This window comes from Streptomyces sp. NPDC031426 (assembly GCF_055581585.1).
This window is the reverse complement of the sequence record NZ_JBVIJE010000040.1, coordinates 47,303-53,366: the sequence shown is the minus strand read 5'-3', so window position 1 is coordinate 53,366 and position 6,064 is coordinate 47,303. Positions and strand designations below refer to the sequence as shown.

Annotated in this window: 7 protein-coding genes and 1 pseudogene; all 8 read right to left on the bottom strand. The window is 68.8% G+C overall.

Features of this window, described 5'->3' with window-relative positions; all coding sequences use genetic code 11:
* Positions 1 to 73: 73 nt before the first annotated feature.
* The gene (locus tag ACZ5NH_RS41560; RefSeq protein ID WP_468783189.1) at positions 74 to 430 is read right to left on the bottom strand and encodes a hypothetical protein; all 357 of its coding nucleotides are present in this window, start codon (positions 428 to 430) and stop codon (positions 74 to 76) included.
* Between the two features lie 186 nt (positions 431 to 616).
* Positions 617 to 1,033 (bottom strand): annotated as a pseudogene (locus ACZ5NH_RS41555) (Tn3 family transposase); the annotation flags it as partial.
* 538 nt (positions 1,034 to 1,571) lie between these two features.
* Positions 1,572 to 1,826 (bottom strand): hypothetical protein, encoded by a 255-nt coding sequence (locus ACZ5NH_RS41550; RefSeq protein ID WP_468783187.1) that lies wholly within the window; start codon positions 1,824 to 1,826, stop codon positions 1,572 to 1,574.
* A 515-nt stretch (positions 1,827 to 2,341) separates the two neighbouring features.
* Entirely contained in the window at positions 2,342 to 2,653 is a 312-nt protein-coding gene (locus tag ACZ5NH_RS41545) for a hypothetical protein (protein WP_468783185.1), read from the bottom strand.
* Positions 2,653 to 3,303, bottom strand: coding sequence for a vWA domain-containing protein (locus ACZ5NH_RS41540; RefSeq protein ID WP_468783183.1), 651 nt, complete (start codon positions 3,301 to 3,303; stop codon positions 2,653 to 2,655). The genes ACZ5NH_RS41545 and ACZ5NH_RS41540 overlap by 1 nt, the downstream gene beginning before the upstream one ends.
* Before the next feature lie 14 nt (positions 3,304 to 3,317).
* Complete coding sequence (locus ACZ5NH_RS41535) at positions 3,318 to 4,448, bottom strand: hypothetical protein (RefSeq protein WP_468783181.1); 1,131 nt, start codon at positions 4,446 to 4,448, stop codon at positions 3,318 to 3,320.
* Positions 4,445 to 5,647, bottom strand: a complete 1,203-nt coding sequence (locus ACZ5NH_RS41530; protein ID WP_468783179.1) for a protein phosphatase 2C domain-containing protein — start codon at positions 5,645 to 5,647, stop codon at positions 4,445 to 4,447. The genes ACZ5NH_RS41535 and ACZ5NH_RS41530 overlap by 4 nt, the downstream gene beginning before the upstream one ends.
* Positions 5,644 to 6,060, bottom strand: coding sequence for a hypothetical protein (locus tag ACZ5NH_RS41525; protein ID WP_468783177.1), 417 nt, complete (start codon positions 6,058 to 6,060; stop codon positions 5,644 to 5,646). Before ACZ5NH_RS41525 ends, ACZ5NH_RS41530 begins: the two co-directional genes overlap by 4 nt.
* Between the last annotated feature and the right edge of the window lie 4 nt (positions 6,061 to 6,064).

The window sequence follows — 6,064 nt, the reverse complement described above, 5'->3', positions numbered from 1 at the left end:
CCGAGTACGAGGAAGCCTTCTGGCAGAGCCAGGAGCAAACCCCGCAGTCCGCCTGAAACAAGATCACCGGACTCTACGAAACTCGGGGCAGCTCAGTGTGCGGTGGATTGGTCTCGGCGGTCGCGGACCCGGGGGTGTACGTCACGTTGCTGCCCGAGATCGTCTCTGAGGCGACACCGCCACCCGTCTTGAAGGTAGAGCTCAGGGACACGGTAGCGGTCCAGGTGGTGCCCAGCTGGGAGCGCTGGTCGTTGACTGTGACGGTGCCGAGCTGGCCGGTGGCCGAGCCGCCGGGTGTGGTCGAGGAGAGAGACGCGGTTCCGGGCGCGCTGATGGTGAGGCCCGTGGTCGCGGTCACGGTGAAAGTGGTCGTCGTATCGGCGGCCGTCGCGGGGGCGGTGGTGGCCATGATGGCGCCGATTACCAACACGGGGATTACTACAGCTGTGCGGACCCTCATTCCCACTCCTCCGATACATGATCACGCGCAGGCACATGTATATGCGCTCGGGGGGCAGGCTCTGAAGGACGGCAGGCATCCATCACGCCCTGGGAGTAACGCCGGGGGCCGAATGGCCTACCGCTCAAGAACGGTGGAAACCGCTGGGCGCCCGGCTCATTCCTCTGCGCCGTCGTCGTCCTCGTCAAGGTCGGCCGCATCCGGGTCGCGCAGGGGCCGCAGCCCGTCGACCGGCTGCGAGGCGGTGAAGCTGTAGCGGCCCAGCACGTTGAGGTTCTTGTGCTTGAGCGGCGACAGCCGCGCGACGTCCTCGCCCCGGATCTCGTGGCCCTCGGCGCGCAGCTGGGCAACAGCGGCATCGATGTACTTCGTGGTCCACAGCACGACCGCGTTCAGGACCAGGCCGAGCGAACCGAGCTGGTCTTCCATCCCGTCCCGGTACGCCGGGTGGATGGTGCCGCGCTTGCCGTGGCACACGTCCCGGGCGAGCTTGTGGCGGGACTCCTGCACGGTGAGCTGCCGGTTCATTTGGCGGCGGTAGGTGTCGTCAACCGGGTCGACCATGGCCAGCAGGTCGGCTGCGACGCGCAGGGTCGCATCACCGTGATCGACAGCGCGGCACGTCGGTTCCTCGGCCTGCCCGCGGAGGGACTCGAAGGGCGCCTCGCCGAGATCGGGCTCGATCCGGCCGGGAGCGACACGCTGACGCCGGGGCAGGAAGTCCGGGACGAGGCCCTGACGGTCGGCGACCGGCTGCTGGTGGTCAACAGCTTGCCGAGCGTGCGCCGTTCGGCGAGGACGACCTGCCGTTTTCGCGGACCGCGGCCCACTCCGCGTCCGTCATGCCGGTCGGATACCAGCGCCAGCCGCTCGGGTTGTCCGCGGCGTTGCCGTACGTGTGGGTGCAGCGGTCACACTCCCGCATCTCCGAAACGGACTGTTCCCCAGCAGGCCGATACGACTGCGCAACAGGGCCTCCCGGTAAACAGTGGCATAGACACCCTCTGTGCTACTGGGAGGCCCTGCCCTCATGCCCCGGCAGGGCCGCAATCACCTGGACGGCACACCCATACGGAACCCCCAGCCTCACACCCGGTTTCGGGAAGCCCTTTCAACCGGCTCGGACGAACTCCATATTGACCGAGTACATGAACTGGCCGACGCCCACGCACTTCCAGCCGACGGCTTCGACGGATCGCACGACCAGGTCGATCTCCTTGCGGATCTTCTTCATGGGGTTCCTGACCCGGGCCATGCCCCGGGGGTCGATGTCGATGGACGCTTCGAAGGTGTGGTCGCCTTGCGCGTGTGCGCGCCTGGCATCCGCGACGAGCTTCTGCATCCGGATCGCGTGCAGTATTCCCACGTGTGCCTCCCGCTCTGGGCTGCCGTGGGCCCGTTTGCCTTGCCAATTGTCGTACGGGCCCGTGTGATTGATGACGGAATTGCCTATTTGGACAGTTGCATCACGGAAGCGCCGAGCAGTGTGCGTGCTCCGCAAACGTCAGCTGCTCGTGCCGCGCCCTCGATGCCACGGCATGCAAGGGCCCGGGCTGGGTTCGGTGCAGCCGCCGGACCAGCGATACCCTGCTCAGGGGCTCGAACTCGTCGGCCACTCTCCCCGAATGAGCAGTAGCTCGATCAGGAGGGTCCTGCGTGCTATGGCTCCGGCCGACAGGCCGGAAATGATCAGCTCACAGGTAGATGCGATCAGTGACGTCAGCTTCAGGAGGCGTCGGGCCGACCGTCACAGGATTGACGTCGGGTTGATGCCTGCCGTCCTTCCCTCCCTAGGTGTACACCGGGGCGTGCCTGGGCGGACAAGGACCCGACCTCCGAGCTCCATGCCCTGCTCGACGCGGTCACCACTGGACGCGGCCTTCACCTCTGCCGCCCGTTTGACGAACTACCGGTAGCGGTGGCCGTGGCCGTGGGGCTGGGCAGGTAGGCGGGTGAGGTCGGGGGCGGGCGGTCTGGTGAAGGCGCCTCGGAGGCGCGGGAGCGGGTGTGGGTCGGGTGCACGGTCGGTGTCGGGTGAGAGCTGCCGCTGCCTCCGTTCGCCGAGGTGCCGAGGAGATTGCCCGTCGCCTCGACCGCGGCGCCGCAGACGAGCAGCGCTGCGGCCAGTGCGGTCAGACCGACGGAGGCGCGCAGTGTCCGGGACACCGTGGAACGCGGGTCGACGTCCGTCATCAGTCCACGTATTCCTGGGCGACCTCGACGTACTTGAAGCCCTTGACGTCGGTGGCGATCTGCATCTGACCAGTCTTCGACGAGGCGATCAGGGTATTGAGCAGACCGGTGATCGCCGCGCTCAGCGCGGACTCGGTGTCCGAACCGTCGGCGATGAACAGCGCCTTGGTCGCCACCTGTTCCAGCACGTCGCGCCTCGCACCGCCGAAGCCGTAGGCGATCACGTGCGGGTGGCGCGGCCAGTCCCTGTCCACGAGATTGCGGAAGGAGTCCTGCCAGTGCGCGTCGGTCGGACCGCCGTCGGTCAGGAAGAAGATCGTCGGCCGTAGCACGTCGAGGTTCTGCATCCTCAGGTTGCTGACATCCTGTTGGATGCACTCCCGCACCCGGTCGAAGGTCTTGCCGTACTCCGTGCGCCCGCCGCAGATCACCTCGGGCATGGCCGGCACCTGCTCCATGTCCGACATCGGGATCACCACGTGCACATCGGTGGAGAAGGCGACCACGCAGACTCGGGCGAACTCCGAGACACGGGGATTTGTCGCCAGGTTGTAGTGCAGACGGGAGAGGGTCGCGTTGAGCACTGCCTCGTGCTCCTTCATCGACGAGGACGCGTCGATCACCACGTAGGTGGGCAGGCAGAGTGACATGGTGCACCTCTGAGCTAGTGGTTGGAGGCGATGACGAACAGCAGGATCACGGCTATGACGAGTACGAGAATCCAGCCGGTGTGCGGGCCGGGCTGAGGCGCTTTGGGGGGCGTCGGCTCGGGTTCCTTCACGGGCTTATCGGTGCCGCCGGGGGACTGCGGGATCGGCTGCGGGGGCAACGGGGGCAGCGCGGTGCGTGTCGGACGTGGCGTGGTCCTGAGATACGGACCGCTGTTCAGCGCCTGGTTCAGCTGAGCGGCCGAGGGCCGTCGCTCGCGGTCGGTCGCGAGCAGCATGTCGAGCAGTACTTCGGAGACGGCGGGCTGGTTCTGCCAGGGGGACGCGGCGACGGTGTGGAAGGTGTGCGCGTCACGCCGGCCCGTCATGCATTTGGCGACGAGCAGTCCGAGCCGGTAGCGGTCGGTGTACTCGTCCGCGTCGGTGCCCGGCGGCGTGAGCGGGTCGGCCCAGTTCGGCTGGTGGATGTCAGGCATCTTCTTCGGCTGACAGCCGTCGACGTCGATGAGGTAGACAGAGCGCTGATCCGGGCTCCAGAAGGCGTTGGAGAACGACCAGTCCGAGTAGACCAGGCCCAGGCTCTCCAGGATCGCGGCGAGCTCAGTCAGTTGGCGACAGGCGGCCAGCCTGCCCGCGAAGCCGGGGGGCGGCAGTCCGACGCCCCGGATCGACTCGTCGGACTTCGCCAGCCAGTCGATCTCCACGAAGCGGCGATCGCTGAACCCGCCGCGCCGCAGCTCGCAACGGTACTGCTCGGGCGCCATCGGTATCACGCAGCCGACGGCCGGGTTGCCGGGCTCGTGGATCCGGGCCGCGGGCCAGCAGGTGCCGGCGTACAGGAGCGCACGATCCGCCTCCGGCAGCGTGCCCGGAGCCGAGATCAGCAGGTCGAGCCGGCCGGCGTCCTCCGGGTGCTGTTCCGGCCGGTAGAGCTTGGCCAGCCAGCCCGGATGGTTCGTCAGTGGCTTTACGGCGATGGCCTGGCCGTTGTGTTCGGAGATCGGCTCGGCCAGTGGTCCGAGATCGCTGACGCTCACGGCCCGTGGCAACACCCAGCCCCGCGGATCGGCCGCCGGGCCGCCGCCGACACTGTCATCGGCGCCGACGTTGAGATGGGGTTCCGTCATGCACGGTCACCGTTCCACATCACGACCGCGGTGCGGTCGTCAAGGCACTGCGGTGCGTCGAAGCCGACGTCGGCGGTGAACCGGGTGGCCGGGACCGGCGAGCGCCAGGCGTTCGCGAAGTACTCGTTGACGTTGCCCGCCGGGTCCGCCCACGCGTCGCCGATCCCGTCCGTGACGAGGGCGAGGGCGGCGCCGGGAGCCAGCGTGACGTAGTGGTACCTGGCCAGTTGCGGTGTGTCCGGCAGTCGTCCGGCGACCTCGTTCGAGACCACCGCGGCCGCGCGGTCCTTGGTCTCGCCGGCGGAGAACCGCCACAGCGGGACGTGCGGGTCGAGCGTCCAGGCCGAACTGTCGCCGAGCCACGCGACCCAGGCCTTCGCAACGCCGTTCGCGTCCGGCTCGGCGAGCACCGCGGTGATCAGCACGGTGGCCAGGTGCGAGGTGCCGACGCCGCGGCCGGTCGCGTGCGCGGCGATCGATTCCGCGATCCGCCCGTACAGCTCCTTGACATCGAGTCCGCCGAAGCCCACTGTCTCGATCTGCTCGCGCAGCAGGGTGACGGCCTGGCTGGAGGCCGTGGTGGCCCCGGCGTCGGACCAAGCCGCGCTGGACAGGCCGTCGGCCACGGCCACGATCGCGTGCCGGCTGTCCCGGCTTCGCCCGATCCGGTAGGAGTCCTGGCGCGGCTCGGCGGGTTGGCCGCAGCGGTGGCCGGGCCCGATGACGGAGGCCGCGCGGATGGTGAAGGCACCGACCGTGGCCTCGTCGGCGGCGATCCCGTTCTGTACCGTGCGCTCCGGCAGCAGCCAGGGGTAGCCCTGGGCACGGGCGCCGTCGCCGAAGCGGGGGACGCTCAGGTCGGTCGGCCGCTCGCGCAGGAACGGCCGGGGCCTCGGGGGCTGGGACTGCGGCGTCGCCGGTCCGGTGACGTAGCGGCAGATCGGAACCGTTGTGCTGGGCTGGGGTTCCTGCGCGAGCCGATCCCGCTGCCGGGCTGGCGTCGCGGCGGACTCGGACCCCAGCACGGCCGCCGCGCCGACGACACCCACTGCCGCGAGGGCGAATACGTCCACCAGCGGGCCATACCGCCGATGCGGCGTGCTGACCTCGATGAAGGCCCCGATGATGACGGCCACGAACAGCACCGCCCGCAACCGTCCGTCCATGAGGCCGTCTCGCCGGCTGTCGTCCCGGCTCACGGCCGGTCCCCGGAACCGCGGGATTTCGGCCCGGAGGCAAACTGCTGAGTGCCGTGCTGCACCGCGAATACCTCACCTGAATTGGTGGCGGAATTGACCTGGATCACGATGTCCGGCCTTTCCGGGGTTCGCAGCGAAGCCAGGGCCATGACGTCCTGGGCGAGATCCGGGTTCCGGTCGAGCAGCTGAGACAGGGCCTCGGTCCAGTAGTCCACGGCCCCGGCGTCGACCGCTCCCCTCGTGGCGGTCGACTGCCGGTTCAGCGCGACGGACAGCTCGTTGCGGCGGCTGCCGCGAGCCTGTGCGAGGACGCGGCTCATCAGCCTCTTCGCCTCCTGCCAGAGATCGGTGCCCATTGCGGAGACCAGAGCGGTGGCGCCGCTCGCGGCCAGCTCGGCGAGTTCCTCGTTCATCAGC

Excerpts from the sequence above, each read along its gene's own strand:
- ACZ5NH_RS41545 (WP_468783185.1), bottom strand. The coding sequence starts at position 2,653 with ATGACGGACGTCGACCCGCGTTCCACGGTGTCCCGGACACTGCGCGCC.
- ACZ5NH_RS41525 (WP_468783177.1), bottom strand. The coding sequence starts at position 6,060 with ATGAACGAGGAACTCGCCGAGCTGGCCGCGAGCGGCGCCACCGCTCTG.
- ACZ5NH_RS41535 (WP_468783181.1), bottom strand. The coding sequence starts at position 4,448 with ATGACGGAACCCCATCTCAACGTCGGCGCCGATGACAGTGTCGGCGGC.
- ACZ5NH_RS41540 (WP_468783183.1), bottom strand. The coding sequence starts at position 3,303 with ATGTCACTCTGCCTGCCCACCTACGTGGTGATCGACGCGTCCTCGTCG.